Below are 17,993 nucleotides of genomic sequence, written 5' to 3'. Positions count from 1 at the left end.
CTTTACCTCCAACTTTTACGAAGAACCGTATAAATACCGATGCAAATAAGTAGAATGCCACCGCCAAATAATAATATTATTGTTATACTAATTGGCTCTTCATTCATTGTTTCATTACTTGCTACTTCATCTGCACTTTTTCTGACAATGTATTCACTGCTAAACAAACTATTTTTCGTATCTTTAACACTATTATTCTCTTTTTGTTTTATAAAAAGAGAATCTCGCAAAGCTTCCATATCTTTTTGTTCTTTCTTTTTCTTTTTCTCAATTTCTTCTTCTATATCTTTGTTAAATAATTCAATCGATGCTTTATCTAATTCTGTTTCCTTATGTTCCTTTTTATTTTTTTCTTGGTCGCTTTCTTCAAGTCGATCCACTTTAAACTTAATCTTCCCATCATCACCAAGATAACTGTCAGCCGCGCTCCTTATCGGTAGCGCGACAAACAGTAAAAGGATAGAGAGAAATGATAACTTAGCCACTATGCTCCATTGTTTGATCATTTACTTCTTTTTCCTCCCATTTCTTATGCCATACAAATAGATTACTAACCAATCCAATAATGGCAATTACAAACAATACGACAAAAATAACTTTCCCAGTATCTTTACCACTAATAAAATCATTTAGAAAACTTTCTATATACTGAAGCGGTGAGAATTGACGTATCTTTCCGACAGAGGACATTTGATCTACTTTACTTCCAACTGCCTCAGTTAAAAATAGGTACATGCTTAAAAATACTAATAGTATAAACATACCTACCATTTTTATTTGTCGTAATAAGTAGGTTGAGACCAATACAAACGCCATCATAATAAATGTGATGAACGCAATCCATAGTAAACTTTGATCCTGACCGAACTTTAAAAGACGCCCAGAAATGATACCTATACTAATCCCTTCCACAATTGATATACCGAAAGCTACTACTGTAGTTGGTACATTCATATCAATTAATGAGAATTTCTCTTCAAAATGATCTGATTGCATTCGTTTCTTTTCTTGATTCGCAATTGCGTATGCTGTAAATAATGCAACAATGAAACAAGTTAATACAATTAAGTACGGTGTAAAAGCATTACCTGCTACAATTACTCCATCATTTTGCTTTTGAACTGGACTAGCTAAAAAGTCATATAGCATTTCATTTTGACGATCTCCAATACGACTATTCGCTAAAATTTTCGTAAAGTTTTTGGAGAATGATTTATCATCTTCCATTTTCTTCGTAAAGTCGTTTAGTAATAAATCAGCTTTTGAAACAATTGTCGTTCCGCTGTCTTGAATTTCTTTTGCTTGTCCATTGATTTGATCAAATGTTTTATATACATCGTCTGAAGTTGCTAAACTATGCTTCGAACTTTCGACCAATGACTGACTTTGCATCATTAATGATTTAATACCAGAATCTAACGATAAAATAGCTGTTTGCTCACCAGCATGATTTGTTGTTAATACTTGCTGCTCTTCAACTAGCTTTAAGCTATTCTCACGCCATTTCGCTAAACCTTTTAAATACTCTCCTAAATTTTCATTCATACTAGTTGCTTGTTGCGTCGTTCCATTTAATTTCTCCGCTAGTAGCATAGAATTTTGATCCGCACTAGTAATAGATTGTTGATAAGAGTTTATTTTTTGTTTTAAACCTGACATATCTTGCTTTATTTCTGTAGTAATACTTGATGAAACAAGATTTGAAATTAAATCAATTAAGCTTTGTTTATTTAATACGTAGTACAAAGATTGATCCGTCGCAATTGCATCTAAACTTCCCTCTTCTAACTTAGGACCTACATCTTTCGTTCTTAAATCAATCCCATAATACATTTCGTAAAGGCTCATTAAACCTTGATAACTTTCGACTGTATCTACTGCTTCTTTTATTAATACACTAGAAGTAATATCTGGTATTTTTTCTGTTTTTTGATGTATAACTTGATTCGTTGTACTTTCAATAATTTTTGAATTGCTACCGTTATCTGTCCCAGTGTCTGGCTTCTCTCCTGTATCAGGTTTTTCTCCTGTATCAGGTTTCTCTCCTGTATCAGGGTTTCCTCCCGTGTCTGGATTTCCTCCTGTATCAGGTTTCCCTCCTGTGTCTGGATTTCCTCCTGTATCAGGTTTCCCTCCTGTATCTGGATTTCCTCCTGTATCAGGTTTTCCTCCTGTATCAGGTTTCCCTCCTGTGTCTGGATTTCCTCCTGTATCAGGTTTCCCCCCTGTGTCTGGATTTCCTCCTGTATCAGGTTTTCCTCCTGTATCAGGTTTTCCTCCCGTATCAGGTTTTCCTCCTGTATCAGGTTTTCCTCCCGTATCAGGTTTTCCTCCTGTATCAGGTTTTCCTCCTGTGTCTGGATTTCCTCCCGTATCAGGTTTTCCTCCTGCATCAGGCTTGACACTGTCACCATTATTACTCTGTTCTGTTTTTTGAATAATAGGCGTTTTAGCATTGTGTACTAACGGCATTATGCCATACTGTGATTTATGAACCACATTTTCCACCTTGCTATTTTCCGTTTGTGTTCCTTTATCTTCTTTGTTAGGTTTTTCTTTTTCAGGACTAGTTTCTTTTGTATGAGTCCCACTCAATTCCCACTGCCATGTTACAGGAGAGAAAACATCTATATTGATGTTTGGATCTTTTAACTTCACATCCAAGCTAATCTTTATATCCCCTTCATTACGAGGAGCTATTGTAATTTCTCCTGCTTCGCTTTGAAGAAAGTCACTTGTACGATCCACATCATCAATATGTAAGAATCCTGTACTTCCATCTAGTTTAAATTCTTCTGGAATCTTTATCTTCAAAATTTGCGGAGATTCCATTTTAATTACTTTAGCAGTATCACTAAATGTAATTCCCTCTGTATAAAGTCTATCCTTTACTTCTTTAATTGCGTTTCCTAAAGATATTTTATTTACAGGATCATAATAAAAATTATTTTCTTTATTATATTTTTTTGTAAATTGAATTACATTTTGCAGTTGTAATTTCGTTGTATCTGGCAAATCACTTTGACCGATTTCTTCCATGTTTAAACTAGGTAATTTCGCAATTAAATTCTCGATTTGTTTCTTTATTCGAGCATCTGGTTGTTTCATTAATGTATTTATGAAGATTTCTTGCTTTCCATCATTCGACATAGATTGCTTTAATTTCTTAATTACCGTCTCTTGAATATCACTTTCTAACTTCCCTGCAAGTTCTGTATCATATTCAGACACTTGTTTTTTTACATCTGCTAAATATTTTTGAATTGCTGAAGCATCAGTTAAAATATTTGGTTCTTTCTCTGAAAACGTAAATTGATTTGAAATAATTTTATTAGCGGATTCCAATGCACTTAATTGCTTTAAAGCATCGCCTGTATTCATATCATTCATATATTGATTGAATTGATTTGTGAAATTATTGGCTAACAAATTGTTATCAGTTTGCATTTTTTGAAAGTTATTAAAACCATCTAAGTACGTACTGTTAGATTTATTCCCTTCATCTAACGCTTGACCGAAACCTTTTAAAACATCCTGAAATCCTTTGAAACTATTAACAGAAACACCTGTATAATCTTGTACTGTTTTAAATTGATTTGTGTAATTCGCTAACGGACTATGTATATCTTTTTTATACATAGTTGTTTGAACGTTTCCTTTTTCAATTATTTTACCTATATTATCTTGTGCACCTTGTAGCTTACCGATAATACTCGCAAAATAAACGTCGATTATTTGCTTATTGAAATCTTCTAAAATAACAGAAGCTGTATTTTCTGCCTCAGCTTTCAAATCCTTATTCCCAGTTGCATTTACTTTGTAGTTTAACGTTAATTTCTCCGGAATCTCTGAATCAATCGCAACTGCTTTCCTAGAAAAATCATTTGGAATAACAATCATCATATTGTAATTATTATTTTTCAATCCATTTTCTGCTACCCCGCGACTAACTACGTACCATTCTTGTTTCGTATTTTTATTTACATTTTTAACAAATTGATCTCCAAACGCTATTTTATTACCCTCAAATACAGTACCCTGATCTTCATTTACCAACGCAACTGTCATTTTTGGTGTAGTATTCTCATTAGCTTTCTTAACATTTTGATTTAATGCTAAATAGGAGACCCCTGTTGATAGTACAAGAGCTAAAATAATAAACAACAAGATGCTCCATTTGAACTTTTTCACTACTTATCACTCCTGCGACTGCGAGTCTATCTAATGAAAGACTTCGTATCTTACTCTAGTTTTAAAGTAATTTAGCCATACAACGTATGGTTGCATGGCTAAATTATATATTTCTTTTTATCTGTCTTATTGTAGACCGAAATTACGAGAAAGATCTTCGTCATGTCTAGCAACAGCTTCTGCAGTTTTATTAAGCTGCATATTAATTTCTTGTAATAGCTGTGCGAAGTTTTGTACTTTTGGCTTTAATTGATTGAACTGTTGGTCAAAACCTTCGAAAGCACGACCTTCCCATTCTCCTCTTAATTCATTTTGTAAGTTTTGTAGTTGACGTAAAATGTCCTCAATTTGATTTGCACCTTGTCCATATCGAGTCGCTTTCGATTTAAGCTCCTCTGGTGACATACGAATTTGTCCTGCCATTATTAAATCCCCCTTAAAATTAAAAAATAGTAAAATTAACCAATAATCAATTCTACAAATTGATTATATCAATAATTTAAAAATTTCTAAACAAAAAAATGATATTTTTCCAAAATTTCTCTTTTACTATAATAACGATATATTGTATAATACTAATTTATTTGTTTTTTAAGCACACTCTATAAATCTACTATAAAATAAAGGCAAACCATCTATTTTATATATTTATAAGGACTTATTCACTTTAAATCCCAGCGATAAAGTAGCCACTAAATCATTATTTTCCTCCCATTCAGACTATAATACTCACTTCAAAGTCATAATTACCTGCCTTTCAACAAACCCAAACTCTTCGTACATCTCTTTTGCAAAATTCCCAGCAAATACATTCAACCGAATTTCTGAATACTTCTCCTTTAATTCCTTAATACCAGCTTCCATCAGTTCTCGCGATAATCCTCTCCCGCGATATTTGGGGAAAACGTACAATTCATATATAAATCCAAGTTTTTCACGAGAAAAATAGTCTGTATTTTCCCCTATTAATATCCATCCCATTACTTTATTTTCTTCTTTAATAATTAAATAGTATGCTCCTTTTTCTACAATCGGCTTTGTAATCTCAATTGCTTTCTTGGTACTTAATTGACAATTGCCTCTCGTCCCTTCAAAAAGCGATTGAGCCGCATATTTTAATATTTCATTGGTATCTTCTTGATTCGCCTTAATTATCATTTTTCACAACTCCCCTTGAATAATAGGCATTACTATCGCTTGTTCAAGATTCTCCGCTTCCATAACAATTGCCGTTAATCCGTGTTCTGTACTTGTTTCATGGAGCTCTCCCTTTTCCCAAAACACAGCTTGTCCCGCCTCTATCTTTATCTTTTCTTTATTTACTCCACATACATATCCTGTCCCGTCCACAATAAGAAGCAGTTGAGATACAACTGCTTCATGATTACCGATGATTCCATTCTCGTGTAAATGCATAGCACCGATATGTATATTTCCTCGATGGTTTAATATTTTCGACATGATGAAATTAGATTGAAATACTGATAGGTGCTTTCCTACTTTTTCACTAAAATCAAAAATTTTCATTACTAGTTCTCCTTATACGTATAAAACCATCCTTACTGTCTGCATCATATGTCCTTCAAAGTCTTCTTCAAATTGCTCTAATTCAGCAAAACCTTTCGCTTCATAAAAGCGTTTTCCTTTTTCATTTGCTGCTTCTACATGTATGTACAATTTCCGTATCCCATTTAATGCTTTAATTCCTTTTTGTAATAAAGCACTTCCGATCCCTTTTCCTTGCTGATCTGGTAACAAATAAATCGCACCTAATTCCGCTTCGTTTTGTAGTCTAACAGGTGAAAAGTTCGCAAACCCTATTACTTCACCCTCTTCTTCCGCAACGAATAAATGTGTATTTTTAAGACGATATTTCATTTTTTCATCAGAATATGCCTCGTCTAAAAAACTATCTTGAATTTCTCTCGGAATAATGCCTTCATATGTATCATGCCAAGCTATTTTTGCTACTGATTGTACAGCGTGAATGTCTTCTTGCTTCATTTCTCTAATTATATATGTCATCTCGATGTCTCCATTCTCTTTAAATTATATTCTGCTAATATACTAGAAGAAACGGCAAAACCATTTTCATAATTCACCTTAATTAATTTTAATTTCTCAATTGAAGCTGTTGCAAAATTAAACTTTCCATAAATATATTCCATTACACTTAAAAACTGCTTTGTATGTAATCTATTTGCAATTGTACAATGCGGAACCCATTTTCCCGGTACGTAATATGAATTTGGGTTGTCATGAAAAGTTTTAAAATAATCATGATAAGAATAATGAAGTTTTAACAATTCATCGGTAACGGTCGGCGCTAGAAAGACCGTTCCATTAGTAGGAAAAATTCCAACAGAAGGAAAAGTTACTGCGTCTATATTTTCTTGAATAGCTACAAACTCCCCTAGTTTCTCCGTATACAAATGAACATCTAACTCATTATAATCCGCAATCGTTATATGAGGTTCTACTCCAGCTAATTGATTTGTTCCAATTACATTTGTTAATTCATTTTGCAGTTCTGTAATTTTATTAGTAAACACACCATCAAATGTAGCAATAATAGCGTACAATCTTTCTCACCCCTTCGTTACACATAGCGCTTCCCATTCTTCACGAATCATGCCCATTCGAATAGAATCATAGTATGTTCCGTTATAATAACGACACTTTCGCATTCTACCTTCTAAGCTCATTCCTATTTTCTCCGCTACTTTCATCATTCGTTCATTACCAGACCAAGTCGTGAGCCCTACTCTACCAATTTCCATCTTTTCAAATAATAAATCTCGATATAACGTTAACGCTTCTGTACCGTAGCCACCATTCCAGTAAGTTGGATTATAAATAACAATTCCCATCTCCAACCAACGCGTCGGTTTATGCTCCCAATAAAATCCGACCGTCCCTATAATTTGACCGTTATTTTCTATAATTAAATTTGACAGTGGTTCTTCTTGCAAACGAGTTTGCATCTTCTCTTTATAGGAAGAGTATTCTTGCATTGAGAACGGGAAATATGGCGCATCCCATTTCTTCCATTCTGGGCTTTCTTCTTTAAATATGATATTCCATAATGTTTTTATATCCGATTCTTCTATTGTACGAATTGTAACTTTCTTCCCCTTTAATACAACGTTTTGCATAATTCCCTCCTGCATTCCTCTTTATTTCATATATAATTATAATATTTTTTCAGAAAAATCAAAACTAATATCATTTATTATATTGTATAATTTTGTTATTAGATACCAATTATTGATTTAGAAAGCTGGTGATTTAGTGAATAATCGATTTAGTATTGCTATATTTCTCACTATTATTACGACAAATATTATTCTATATTTCTTCTTACCATCAAATATTGTTACGAAATGGGACTTCAATGGAACGCCTACATCAACAATGGATAAAAGCACTTTTGTAATCGTAAATATAATTATATGTTCCTTCTTATTCTTTGTATTTTTAGCTTTATCTAAAGCAGCGAGTAACCAGAAATTTCTCCATTGGATCGGCAACACAATGTTACTATTCTTATTTTTTGTCGATATTGTCATCGCCCTCATCGCTCTTGGCTTTTCACTTCCTCTTGATCATTTCATATTTTTAGCATTAGGGCTTTTATTTATATTAATAGGTTATTTCAGTTCCAAAATTGATACGACTAAATCAACCGTTTCATTAGAATGGAATGATAAGCACCTTGAAAAAAGAGCTTCAAATATTAGTAGTATTTCAATGATGATAGCAGGTATTTTTTTAGCGATACTTCCTTTTATCGTTTCTGCTCCCTATAGAGGTTATGCTATACTAGCAATTCTTTTAGGAATGACGCTTATCATTCTGCCGAGTACGATTTATTTACTTATTAAAGACAGCAAGCAATCTACTCCTTAAAAAAAATAGGAGGTTATATCCCTCCTATTTCAGCTTAATGTTTTATTTTTCACTTTTTCTATCTCAACTAAAATCCCTTTCCCTATCCAACCCTCTACGCCATCTTTTTTAATTAAATCATATCCTGAACAGCTATCATCAATGAGAGAAACGATATCTCCCTTCCTAACGCTTATTTGCGCACAAGAAATATCGGTTTTCACTGTATATTCACCTGACTCAAGTTGTTTCATATATTCATTTTTTACAGTGAGTAAATTATTCGTTTCCTTTTGTTTACATACGGTGTAATCTTGCATCTTCTGGATAGGCTCTATGTAATAATACGGATATGTCACTCCGCCCTGCATTTCTGAATTCGCATTAAAATCCGCTATTACTTCATACTCCGGAAAATAGTCTACATATGTATAAGAAAACGTATCGCCCGTTTGTTTCCTCTGAATAATAAATACGTTTAATTGCCCTGCTTCTTTAATTGCATTTCCTCCATCAATTGCAATAATTTTTTTCTCCTTATCAATAACTGGATTGTTAGACGGTGCTTCTTCAGAATAGTTCACGACAGGCCAATGACCAACTATTACATACTTATTTGCTTTATGTGATTTATTAAAAAACTGTGGCATTGCTATCGCATTTTTGCGCTCAGTTTGTTTCCAATCTACTCTATCTTCTAGACCGGCATGCACAAAAATATAATCTTCTGTTTCAATCGCTGTTGGCAACTCTGTTAGCCAATATAGTTCTTGTGAAAATTCACTTAACAATGCTTCTTTCACTTCACGAATTGAAGTGCCCTCATGAACTGAAAAACCCAATTGCTCTAGCCATTCATTAAAAATCGAGTGCTTTCTCATACATAAATAATTAATAAGATCAGGATTTTCATTTAGAAGAGCATCAACTATAACTTCACAATTCCCTTCAACAACGTGAACCTTTGAATTGTTCTTTACAAGATTCATAACGTAGTTTACTACGCCTACGCTATCTCGTCCTTTCTCGCAAAGATCTCCATTAATAATTAAATAATCTTCATCTTTAAAGTTAACTTTATGTAGTGCTTCTTTTAAAAGATTTAATTCTCCATGAATATCAGATATGACGATAACTCTAGCATCATTAGGGATTGATAGTTTCTTTATTTTTTTCAAGTATAAGCGCTCCAATCATTCTCTTTATTAAATTAAAACAATTCGACAAAATACACTATATAACCTTTTCAAATACATATACCATAACTTACAACCTATTTACGGTTTAATAATAACTTAAAAAATAAGAAGAAGCTGTTCCCAACTTTTGCGGGACAACTTCTTCTTATTTTTTATAATTCTTTATGAAAAGAATAACTCACCTTATCATACCCTTCTCTTTCATAAAAACGATGAGCATCAATTCTTGAAAATGCTGACGTGAGGACGATAGACTCACATTCGTTTTCCTTTCCCCAGTTCTCTATATACGAAAGTAATACTTTCCCATGTCTTTTTGAACGATGTGCTTCTGCTGTTACAAGGTCATATACGAAAACGTGTTTCTTATTATAAAAGTTCGTACAAATTGCTACACCTGCAAGGCTAACAACTTCACCATCCTCATTACGCAGCGAAAATAGTTTATAATTTTCTTCTTTCATATTTCGAAATAAAGAGCTTGTTTCCTCTTTTGAAAGTTTCGTTCTTAATTGCTGTAAAACAGGTAATACTTCATGTAATTGCTCTTCTGTTACTACTTCTTTAACATTCATTTTTAACTCTCCCTTAACTATTTAAATAATTTTCTAAATGTTATATCATTATTATAGAAAGAAACTGCCCTTTACTTAAGTGGCAGTTTAAGTGTTTTTTATAAGGCCAGTTTTAAAGGAGAGTTTTATATGGATTTTATTATCCCATTGCAATTACAAAGTAACACACCTATTTACTTGCAAATTTACGAATATATAAAAGCTGAAATTATACAAGGGACTATTTCTGTTGGCACACGTCTACCCTCACACAGAAATTTAGCATCACAACTTAATATTAGCCGCATTACTGTTGAATCAGCTTATCAACAGTTATTAGCTGAAGGTTATGCAGAAAGTAAACCGAAACGTGGTATTTTTGTAGCAAATTTCGATATTGACGTTATCCCAAATAAAAAACGAAATGCAGCAAAGAAGACGAACAATTTGATAGAAGAAAAATTTGAATATGATTGTAGCCAAGGGCTTATTGATCAAAATGCATTTCCGATTACAAATTGGAAACGAGCATTACAAGAATCCATACTTACATACGAAAATGCACTATTTGCCAAAGAAGATCCTCAAGGTGAATTCGCTCTTCGAGAGCATATATCAACATATTTATATCATTCTCGCGGTGTACATTCTTCACCTGATCAAATTGTGATCGGCGCCGGAACACAGCCACTTCTCTGGCTACTACTTCAACTGCTTGGCCCTACAAAAGAATACGGCATTGAAAACCCTGGATTTCACCGTATACACGCAATTATTAAAAGCTGTGATAGACAAATTCATCCCATACTATTGGATGAAAAAGGGATTGATATTTCTAGTTTATACAATACAAATTCCAATGTCGCATACGTTACACCATCACACCAATTTCCACTCGGGATTATTATGCCTTTATCTAGAAGATTAGAATTGTTAAAGTGGGCTAATGATTGCAATGGATACATTATTGAAGATGACTATGACGGAGAGTTTCGCTACGCTGGTAAGCCGATTCCTTCTTTACAAAGTCTTGATTCAAATGAACGCGTTATTTATATGGGAACTTTCTCAAAATCTTTTTTACCTTCTTTACGAATGGGATATGTTGTTTTACCACCACATCTTTTAAAAACATATCAAGAACTGCATGGAATTTTCAAACAAACAGTCTCTACAATACAACAACTTGCTTTTGCTAACTTTATACAAAACGGGAATTGGGAACGTCACCTTAATCGGAGTCGTACACTATATAAAAGAAAACATCATACGTTAGTAAAATCCATTACGAAAGAAATGGGGGCTAATGTTCAAATTCTTGGCGAACAGTCCGGACTTCATATTGTTTTATGTGTAAATAACAGTATGAATGAAAATGAACTGATTGAATCCGCTAAAAAACAAAGCGTTAAATTATACCCACTTTCTCCATATGATTTCGTGAATGATTTACGTAAGGAATCATACGTATTACTCGGCTTTGGTAGTATTCCGGAAAATAAAATTGAAACGTTGGCTATATTATTGAAAGACGCTTGGTTTCCTAGTTGCAAGGAAACTTGTTAACATTGGGTTTAACTTGTAACATGTTAACAATTCAACAAAATAAAAAAGAAGGCTGTTCCAAAATAACTTTTTGGACAGCCTTCTTCTAGTTATTCACCTGACCTAACTTTCCTTCCCGGACGTTTCACACCAGTCGTTTCTGTTGAATAGGAAGCTTCAATTATAGCGGTTGGATCTACAGAGAGAACGAGATCTTTCATTTTCGGATAAATGAATCGGTTTGTAATGCAATAAATGATTCTCTTATGCTCCCCTAAAAAACCACCTTCTCCATGTAGATACGTAACAGATAGTTGCAATTCTTTCATAAGTAAATCGCCTATTTCTTTATTCTTACCAGAAATAATCATAACGCTCTTACCTTGATTAATACCATCTAGTATAAAATCAATCATCTTCGTAACAATATAGAAAATTGCTAACGAGAACATCGCTTGTTCGATTGAAAATAAAATGGCAACAAAAATGAAAATAACTGCATTTACTGCAAGTAAAAATGTACTAATCGGTACATTAAAGTGTTTATTCATCCAAACTGCCAACATTTCCGAACCGTCAATTGCTCCACCCATTTTAACAACAATCCCAACACCAATTCCAAACAGTACTCCACCATAAAGTACAATTAATAACTCAGAAGTCGTAATTGCTGGAAATGGTTTTAAATAAATTAATCCGAGTGTTGTAACTACATTCGCATAAGATGTACGGATAAAAAATTTCTTTCCCATTACTTTTGCAGTAAATAATAAAATTGGGATATTAATTCCTAAGAACACACCATAAAGCGGCAATCCTGCGACTTTATTTGCCATAATAGCAATAGCCGTTACCCCGCCATCTACTAATCCATTAGGTGCTAAAATAAGCTCTAATGAACCTGCTACTATAATTGAGCCAATTGTTAATAATACGTATTCAAATACTTTCTTCATTCATTACCCCCAAAACTTATATATTTTCTTAGTATTATTTTAACGTAATTTTACTACTAATTCAAAGGTATCGATTTATATACAGAAAAGTTTCTCCTTTATCGCTATTTTTATGTAACACATGTAACGCGTAATACTAAAAACACACTTACAAATTAAAAGTAAGTGTGTTTTTAACATCTATTTAATCTTTACGTACGGCTTCATTTTTAATTTGAATATTTCCTCAACTGCCCTTTGATATCCACCGGCATTTCTAAGCGACTCTCCCACTTTACGACTATTCTCCTTAAACGTCACATCATCCATTACTTTCTTTACAGCCTCACGTAACAATTCAGAAGTTAACTCGTTGCGATTAAGTCTTATTCCTGCCCCTACTTCAGTCAATCGTTTTGCAACGAATGGCTGATCTCCTGTTACCGGAATTACAACTAATGGAACACCGTAATATAACGCTTCACTCGAACTATTCATACCACCATGTGTCACGAATACATCAGCATGCTGTAAAACTTCTAATTGCGGGACATAATTATACAACTTAAAGTTTTTCGGGATATTTTCAAATTGACTTATATTTATCTTCTTACCAACGACTAATACGACTGTCGCATCAACATCTTTAAAAGCTTCAAAACATTTTTCATACAAAGCAGGTTGTTCATTAAAAACTGTTCCCATAGAAATGAAAATCACTTTTTCATTTTTTAAATCTTCGGTAGGAAAACTCCCCACTTCTTTTCGAGTAGCAATTGATGGACCTACAAATTTATACGATTCATCAAATACCTCTGAACGTGGCTGATATTCTTTTGAAGTATATACAATCGTAATATCACCAGGATGGTTCATAATATCATACATACTATTACATTTCATTCCATACTGCTTATTCCATCTTTCCATTCCCGCTAAACAAGATTGATATAATGGATCCATTTCATCTACTTGTCTCGATTCTTGCTCATCATGAAAATTAATGTACTGATTAACAGCAAACGTTGTACAGGATGAAACACTTGGTAAGTGTAAAATATTCGCTATAATACGTCCTACTGGAAAATGATTATCATATATTAAATAATCGTATTTTTCCTCTTTTGTTTCTTCTACAATTTGAGTAACAATACGCTCTGATGCTTCAATCATATGAGATAGCATCGTCAAAGGGCTCCCACCTTCATTTACTCGTTCCATAATATTAATTTGAGAGAGAAAATTCTCAAACACTCGGAATTCCGCACCTGTTGCTTCAACCTTCTTTCTATAATCTTCAATACAATAAGAAACAACTGTTTCCCCTCGCTGAATTAACTCACTTACAATAGCTAAAGTCGGATTAATATGACCTTCCCCAGGAAAATTTATTACGAGTACATTTGCCATAACATTCTCTCCTATCCAATTAATATAATAAAATTAACAATTAATTATATTAATTAATTTAAGTCTATTATAAATGAATGCATTCTACTTCTTCATGCTTTTCTCTTCATTTTATTATTGAGAAATATTTTCTATAGTCTACATTATTGTGATTCACAATCTTATAAATGAATGCTTAATTTTACTTTTACTCTTCATAGATTTAAAGATACGAGTCTTACATTCAAGTATTACCACCATTATTTTTAGACAATTCATACAAAAATAGAGAAATATAATATTTTTAATGAGTTTTCACTATAAATGTAAGTATGCTTTCAATCTTTTTATCTTTATCCTCATAACTCATCATCTGTTATATAATGAATTTATGGAATTTACAGAAAAAGGAGTCTTTTCATGTTACAACAACTATTCAATTCACCTATTCTATCCGTTCAAGCCTTGCACCCAGGTTATGAAGATCATGCAAGTGATGTTTTTCTCGTTCAAACAGAAGATACAGAAGTTATCGTTCGTGCTTCTAAAATGAATGAAGAACCAAATAATGATTTTTGGTGGGGATGTAAAAATCTATTTGGAATTGATCCAAGGAACGTCCATCATTTAGAAACTGTACATACATTGCTGCAAGAACATACGAATCTTCCTATCCCAACAATATTAGAAAAACATGTTTTAAATAGCCGTGAATTTGTGGTGGTCGAAAAGTTAGTAGGTAACACAGTTCAATCTTTTATCGAGCAACCAGATTCTATTTTATTCAGCCTAGGAAAAGGACTTGCAGAAATACATAAATTCAAAGCCGATTTCATAGGAAATCCGTCTGGCACGTTCCAAGTTCCACTAGATGAATTCCAATCACATATTTTAAACGTGAGTAAAGAGCTTGTGAATATGTTTTATTCCGATGATGAAAGCATAAAAAATGCATTCCCTACCTTTGAATCACAACTTTCTTCCCTGTCCGTACCAAAGGAATCTACACTCGTCTTAATTGATATGGATCCTACTCAATTTTTATCTGACGGTACAACTATTACGGGTTTAGTAGATACTGAAGCTTACGCTGTTGCTCCGCGAGAGTTTGATTTTATCGGACTAGAATATGTACTTACCGAAAAAGAAGCACATGCCTTTAAAAGTGGTTACGAAACAATTATGTCTATTCCTCACTTAGAAGAATATAGACAGCCTTATCGTTATTTATACCGACTGTTATCTGTGCAAGGTAATGTGGAATTAAAGAAATGGTTAAGTCACCCATCCTATTTTTAAATACAAATGAGAGGGAGTATACAATGGATATTCAGAAAAAGCGTTCTGTAACAGAAAGTGAAATACAGCAAATGAAGGATTTAGCTTATATTTGCGGACAACAAGATAATCTTGATTACTCTTCAGATTTACATATCAACTTTTTAAAAAATCGAAATGAAGATTATATAAACGTTTTTCTTCTTTATAACGGTACTCAATTAATTGGCGCTTTAAATATGTATGATTTCGAAAGACCAACAAAGCTTGAACTAATAGGCTTTGTACATCCTCATTTTAGAAAACAACATTTCGGAACTATCCTTTTACAAACTGCAATGAAAGAAATACAAAATAGAGCGACAGATGAAGCTCTTCTTATTATTAATGGGGATTCTATTTCTGGGAATGCATTTGTAAAACATATGAAGTTACCATATTTATATAGTGAATATAGTATGGCGTTCAAAACAAACGAAATTCAAAAAACAACAGATAATAATATACAGCTTACTCTTGCACCTTCAGAATCACTTCTTGACCTTATTAAAATTTCTAGTAAAGCTTTTGGTGATTCAGTAGAAAATACGGCTACATGGTTACAAAAAATGATGAATTCATCTTCCCATCAAGTTTACAGTGCCCTTATTGCTGAAAAAGTGATAGGAACAATTACAGTTTCTAAACAAGAGCAATCTACTACACTATCAGGATTCGCCGTTCATCCTTCTTATCAAGGTAAAGGATACGGAAAAGATATTCTTTGTAATATAGTACATACCCTTATTACAGAAGGAGTTTCAACAATTGAGTTAGACGTCGAAACGAAAAATATCCACGCTTTAAAACTATATACACAATGTGGTTTTGAAATTAAAACGAGGCATGACTATTATAATTTAATGAATTTTTAGGTGAATACATATGTTAAAAAAACAATTTATTCTAATTATGATATTTTAGCAAACATCTATAATAAACATTGGAGACATTTTGTTTAACACTCCTACCCAGCCTCGTTTTACAAGATGCTCTTCCCTACTCTCGTATATTAGATCTTTGTTGCGGGACTGGTCATCTCTGCCGGTGATAGTTTAATTTAGATGAACTAAAAAGTGTGTTTCACAAAGTTTACTCCGTATTACATAACGAGGGTATATTCGCATTTGATATGAATAAAAAAACTGAATCGAAATGATTCAGTTTTTTCTTAATATATTTACAACTGCAGTTGTTTCGTCATTTTCTTTATAGACACGCGGAATTCTTCTATCTAGCATACATGTAACTTCATAGTTTATTGTACCTAACATATCCGCTATTTCTTCTACTGCGATATTTTCTTCACCTTGTTTACCGTAGAATACTACTTCGTCTCCTACTTGTACTGGCATCGCTTTTGAAACATCCAACATTAACTGATCCATACAAACACGGCCAATAACAGGTACTCGAACCCCGTTAATTAACGCATAGCCTTTATTAGATAATTGACGGTTATAACCATCAGCATAACCAATTGGTACAGTCGCAATCCATTCTTCACCAGTTGTTACATACGTATTCCCATAACTTACACCACGATTCTTCTTCGCATGTTTAATATGAGCTACTTTTGATTTTAACGACAACGCAGGCTGTAAAGAAACGACTGAATGATCCACTTCTTTTGACGGATACATACCGTACACGCCTATTCCAACGCGTACCATATTTTGAAATGTGTTACTTAATTCCATTGATCCCGCACTATTTGAACTATGAATATATGGTATTTGAATTCCTAATTCTTTCGCTGTATTAACAGCCTTTTCAAATAAACTTGTTTGCATATTCGTATATGATTTATCGATTTCATCTGCCGTAGAGTAATGCGTAAATATCCCTACTACCTCTACATACTCCATACGGTTTAATTCTTCTAAAAATGGTTTAACTTCTTCTTCTTGTAAACCGATACGACTCATTCCTGTATCAATTTTCACTTGAATTTGTACTTTCTTTTGAAGACGGTTTGCAATTTCATTTATACCATGTAAATCTTCTACTCTATAAACAGTCATCATAACGTCATATTGAATTACATCTTCTACAGCCGCTACTGGTGTGTATCCTAAAATTAAAATCGGCACAGTAATTCCTGCTTCTCTTAATTCTATTGCTTCATCTACAAATGCAACTGCAAGTTGATGTATCCCAGCTTCAATTGCAGCTTTGGCAACTTCAACTGCCCCATGGCCATACCCATTCGCTTTTACAGCAGCCATCATCTTAATTTCTTCATCATTTACATGTTTTTTAAATTCTTTTACATTATGTTTTACAGCATTTAAGTCAATTTCTACAATTGTATCTCTTCCATATTTCAAACTCATTGGTCTAACTCCTAACTCAATAATTGCATTCCATTCTATTTCACGTTTCATATGACCTTTTACAATATAATACTTTTCATTATGCTAGTCAAACTACTAGAATTTTCGGAATTTTGAGTATGATATAATATCCTCAAGAAACTATTATATACGGAGACGAGGAGAATTACAATGTTTGTTCAATCTGCATTGCATCAACTAAAAGTTGCTATTGATACTTCTATTTATATGCTTAACCAATATAGTGAAAACGATTTAAAAATACAACCGATTCACTCAAAACGATCATTATTTGAAATGTGTGCACATCTTTCTCTTATTTGTCATGCTGATTTACTCATTTTAAATGGTATTTCAGAAAAAGAATTACATACCTTTTATATAGAACATACGCCCGTAACAGTTGCTCACATGCAACAAACGATGATTGAAGGATACAACCTTCTCTCTAAAACATTTCTTTCCTACTCCCAAATAGAATTAGCAGAAGTTATGACTGCCTATTGGGGTATTTCTTATTCGCGCTTTGAATGGTTACTTGAAATCGTTGCACACTTTTATCATCATCGTGGACAAATTCATATTTTATTATGCGAGCATATGAAAGATCCTCGCATTCCTTTATTTGAGTGATTTTCC

General features: G+C 33.1%; 18 protein-coding genes and 1 pseudogene. 6 read left to right on the top strand and 13 right to left on the bottom strand.

Annotated features, from left to right (window positions below; translation table 11 throughout):
- Positions 1-2 precede the first annotated feature (2 nt).
- The 8 genes from essA to DN399_RS09975 form a co-directional block, all read right to left on the bottom strand.
- The gene (gene essA / locus DN399_RS10010; RefSeq protein WP_000595653.1) at positions 3-506 is read right to left on the bottom strand and encodes a type VII secretion protein EssA; all 504 of its coding nucleotides are present in this window, start codon (positions 504-506) and stop codon (positions 3-5) included.
- The gene (gene esaA, locus DN399_RS10005; RefSeq protein WP_255478108.1) at positions 478-4,191 is read right to left on the bottom strand and encodes a type VII secretion protein EsaA; all 3,714 of its coding nucleotides are present in this window, start codon (positions 4,189-4,191) and stop codon (positions 478-480) included. The genes essA and esaA overlap by 29 nt, the downstream gene beginning before the upstream one ends.
- 126 nt (positions 4,192-4,317) lie before the next feature.
- Entirely contained in the window at positions 4,318-4,614 is a 297-nt protein-coding gene (locus DN399_RS10000) for a WXG100 family type VII secretion target (protein ID WP_000918601.1), read from the bottom strand.
- Positions 4,615-4,920: 306 nt separating this feature from the next.
- Positions 4,921-5,349, bottom strand: a complete 429-nt coding sequence (locus DN399_RS09995) for a GNAT family N-acetyltransferase (RefSeq protein WP_000584245.1) — start codon at positions 5,347-5,349, stop codon at positions 4,921-4,923.
- Between the two features lie 3 nt (positions 5,350-5,352).
- Positions 5,353-5,718, bottom strand: a complete 366-nt coding sequence (locus tag DN399_RS09990) for a cupin domain-containing protein (RefSeq protein WP_000688074.1) — start codon at positions 5,716-5,718, stop codon at positions 5,353-5,355.
- 12 nt (positions 5,719-5,730) lie between these two features.
- A complete protein-coding gene (locus DN399_RS09985) occupies positions 5,731-6,216 on the bottom strand; it encodes a GNAT family N-acetyltransferase (protein ID WP_000221048.1) in 486 nt (161 codons plus the stop codon).
- Positions 6,213-6,773, bottom strand: coding sequence for a 2'-5' RNA ligase family protein (locus DN399_RS09980; protein ID WP_006923797.1), 561 nt, complete (start codon positions 6,771-6,773; stop codon positions 6,213-6,215). Before DN399_RS09980 ends, DN399_RS09985 begins: the two co-directional genes overlap by 4 nt.
- A gap of 6 nt (positions 6,774-6,779) precedes the next feature.
- Positions 6,780-7,346, bottom strand: coding sequence for a GNAT family N-acetyltransferase (locus DN399_RS09975; protein WP_001181857.1), 567 nt, complete (start codon positions 7,344-7,346; stop codon positions 6,780-6,782).
- A gap of 136 nt (positions 7,347-7,482) precedes the next feature.
- Here DN399_RS09975 and DN399_RS09970 point away from each other — a divergent pair, with 136 nt between their 5' ends.
- Complete coding sequence (locus DN399_RS09970; protein WP_149149526.1) at positions 7,483-8,100, top strand: DUF1648 domain-containing protein; 618 nt, start codon at positions 7,483-7,485, stop codon at positions 8,098-8,100.
- Between the two features lie 29 nt (positions 8,101-8,129).
- Here DN399_RS09970 and DN399_RS09965 read toward each other — a convergent pair whose 3' ends face one another.
- Complete coding sequence (locus tag DN399_RS09965; protein ID WP_149149525.1) at positions 8,130-9,257, bottom strand: metallophosphoesterase; 1,128 nt, start codon at positions 9,255-9,257, stop codon at positions 8,130-8,132.
- Positions 9,258-9,430: 173 nt separating this feature from the next.
- A complete protein-coding gene (locus tag DN399_RS09960; protein WP_001101118.1) occupies positions 9,431-9,853 on the bottom strand; it encodes a GNAT family N-acetyltransferase in 423 nt (140 codons plus the stop codon).
- Between the two features lie 129 nt (positions 9,854-9,982).
- On the opposite strand from DN399_RS09960, the gene pdxR reads away from it, so the two are divergent.
- A complete protein-coding gene (pdxR, locus tag DN399_RS09955; RefSeq protein ID WP_048558200.1) occupies positions 9,983-11,398 on the top strand; it encodes a MocR-like pyridoxine biosynthesis transcription factor PdxR in 1,416 nt (471 codons plus the stop codon).
- Positions 11,399-11,487: 89 nt separating this feature from the next.
- Here the strand turns inward: pdxR and DN399_RS09950 are convergent, their stop codons facing one another.
- Both DN399_RS09950 and DN399_RS09945 read right to left on the bottom strand, forming a co-directional pair.
- Entirely contained in the window at positions 11,488-12,333 is an 846-nt protein-coding gene (locus DN399_RS09950) for a YitT family protein (protein ID WP_000755127.1), read from the bottom strand.
- Positions 12,334-12,513: 180 nt separating this feature from the next.
- Positions 12,514-13,722, bottom strand: coding sequence for a macrolide family glycosyltransferase (locus DN399_RS09945; RefSeq protein WP_149149524.1), 1,209 nt, complete (start codon positions 13,720-13,722; stop codon positions 12,514-12,516).
- 399 nt (positions 13,723-14,121) lie between these two features.
- Here DN399_RS09945 and DN399_RS09940 point away from each other — a divergent pair, with 399 nt between their 5' ends.
- The 3 genes and pseudogenes from DN399_RS09940 to DN399_RS28345 form a co-directional block, all read left to right on the top strand.
- Positions 14,122-15,000 carry a hypothetical protein gene (locus tag DN399_RS09940; RefSeq protein WP_006923785.1) on the top strand — a complete coding sequence of 293 codons (879 nt, stop codon included), beginning with the start codon at positions 14,122-14,124 and terminating at the stop codon, positions 14,998-15,000.
- A 23-nt stretch (positions 15,001-15,023) separates the two neighbouring features.
- On the top strand, positions 15,024-15,893 hold the full coding sequence (locus tag DN399_RS09935) for a GNAT family N-acetyltransferase (protein ID WP_086388647.1): 870 nt from the start codon (positions 15,024-15,026) through the stop codon (positions 15,891-15,893).
- A pseudogene (locus DN399_RS28345) lies at positions 15,894-16,156 on the top strand (class I SAM-dependent methyltransferase); the annotation flags it as partial.
- A 22-nt stretch (positions 16,157-16,178) separates the two neighbouring features.
- On the opposite strand, the gene alr reads toward DN399_RS28345, so the two are convergent.
- Positions 16,179-17,354, bottom strand: coding sequence for an alanine racemase (gene alr / locus DN399_RS09925; RefSeq protein ID WP_002182683.1), 1,176 nt, complete (start codon positions 17,352-17,354; stop codon positions 16,179-16,181).
- Positions 17,355-17,525: 171 nt separating this feature from the next.
- Between alr and DN399_RS09920 the strand changes: the two genes are divergently transcribed.
- Positions 17,526-17,987, top strand: coding sequence for a DinB family protein (locus tag DN399_RS09920; protein WP_000498002.1), 462 nt, complete (start codon positions 17,526-17,528; stop codon positions 17,985-17,987).
- The last annotated feature ends 6 nt before the right edge of the window (positions 17,988-17,993 follow it).

The organism is Bacillus sp. AR4-2, assembly GCF_008274865.1.
In the GTDB taxonomy this organism is placed as follows: Bacteria; Bacillota; Bacilli; order Bacillales; family Bacillaceae_G; genus Bacillus_A; species Bacillus_A cereus.
Note: the sequence above shows the minus strand (reverse complement) of the source record. Positions and strands in the feature narration are given on the sequence as shown.

What these genes read in the sequence shown, in the direction of transcription:
- essA (WP_000595653.1), bottom strand. Translation starts at nt 506, where the DNA reads ATGATCAAACAATGGAGCATAGTGGCTAAGTTATCATTTCTCTCTATC.
- DN399_RS10000 (WP_000918601.1), bottom strand. Translation starts at nt 4,614, where the DNA reads ATGGCAGGACAAATTCGTATGTCACCAGAGGAGCTTAAATCGAAAGCG.
- DN399_RS09995 (WP_000584245.1), bottom strand. Translation starts at nt 5,349, where the DNA reads ATGATAATTAAGGCGAATCAAGAAGATACCAATGAAATATTAAAATAT.
- DN399_RS09990 (WP_000688074.1), bottom strand. Translation starts at nt 5,718, where the DNA reads ATGAAAATTTTTGATTTTAGTGAAAAAGTAGGAAAGCACCTATCAGTA.
- DN399_RS09985 (WP_000221048.1), bottom strand. Translation starts at nt 6,216, where the DNA reads ATGACATATATAATTAGAGAAATGAAGCAAGAAGACATTCACGCTGTA.
- DN399_RS09975 (WP_001181857.1), bottom strand. Translation starts at nt 7,346, where the DNA reads ATGCAAAACGTTGTATTAAAGGGGAAGAAAGTTACAATTCGTACAATA.
- DN399_RS09960 (WP_001101118.1), bottom strand. Translation starts at nt 9,853, where the DNA reads ATGAATGTTAAAGAAGTAGTAACAGAAGAGCAATTACATGAAGTATTA.
- pdxR (WP_048558200.1), top strand. Translation starts at nt 9,983, where the DNA reads ATGGATTTTATTATCCCATTGCAATTACAAAGTAACACACCTATTTAC.
- DN399_RS09950 (WP_000755127.1), bottom strand. Translation starts at nt 12,333, where the DNA reads ATGAAGAAAGTATTTGAATACGTATTATTAACAATTGGCTCAATTATA.
- DN399_RS09945 (WP_149149524.1), bottom strand. Translation starts at nt 13,722, where the DNA reads ATGGCAAATGTACTCGTAATAAATTTTCCTGGGGAAGGTCATATTAAT.
- DN399_RS09940 (WP_006923785.1), top strand. Translation starts at nt 14,122, where the DNA reads ATGTTACAACAACTATTCAATTCACCTATTCTATCCGTTCAAGCCTTG.
- DN399_RS09935 (WP_086388647.1), top strand. Translation starts at nt 15,024, where the DNA reads ATGGATATTCAGAAAAAGCGTTCTGTAACAGAAAGTGAAATACAGCAA.
- alr (WP_002182683.1), bottom strand. Translation starts at nt 17,354, where the DNA reads ATGAGTTTGAAATATGGAAGAGATACAATTGTAGAAATTGACTTAAAT.
- DN399_RS09920 (WP_000498002.1), top strand. Translation starts at nt 17,526, where the DNA reads ATGTTTGTTCAATCTGCATTGCATCAACTAAAAGTTGCTATTGATACT.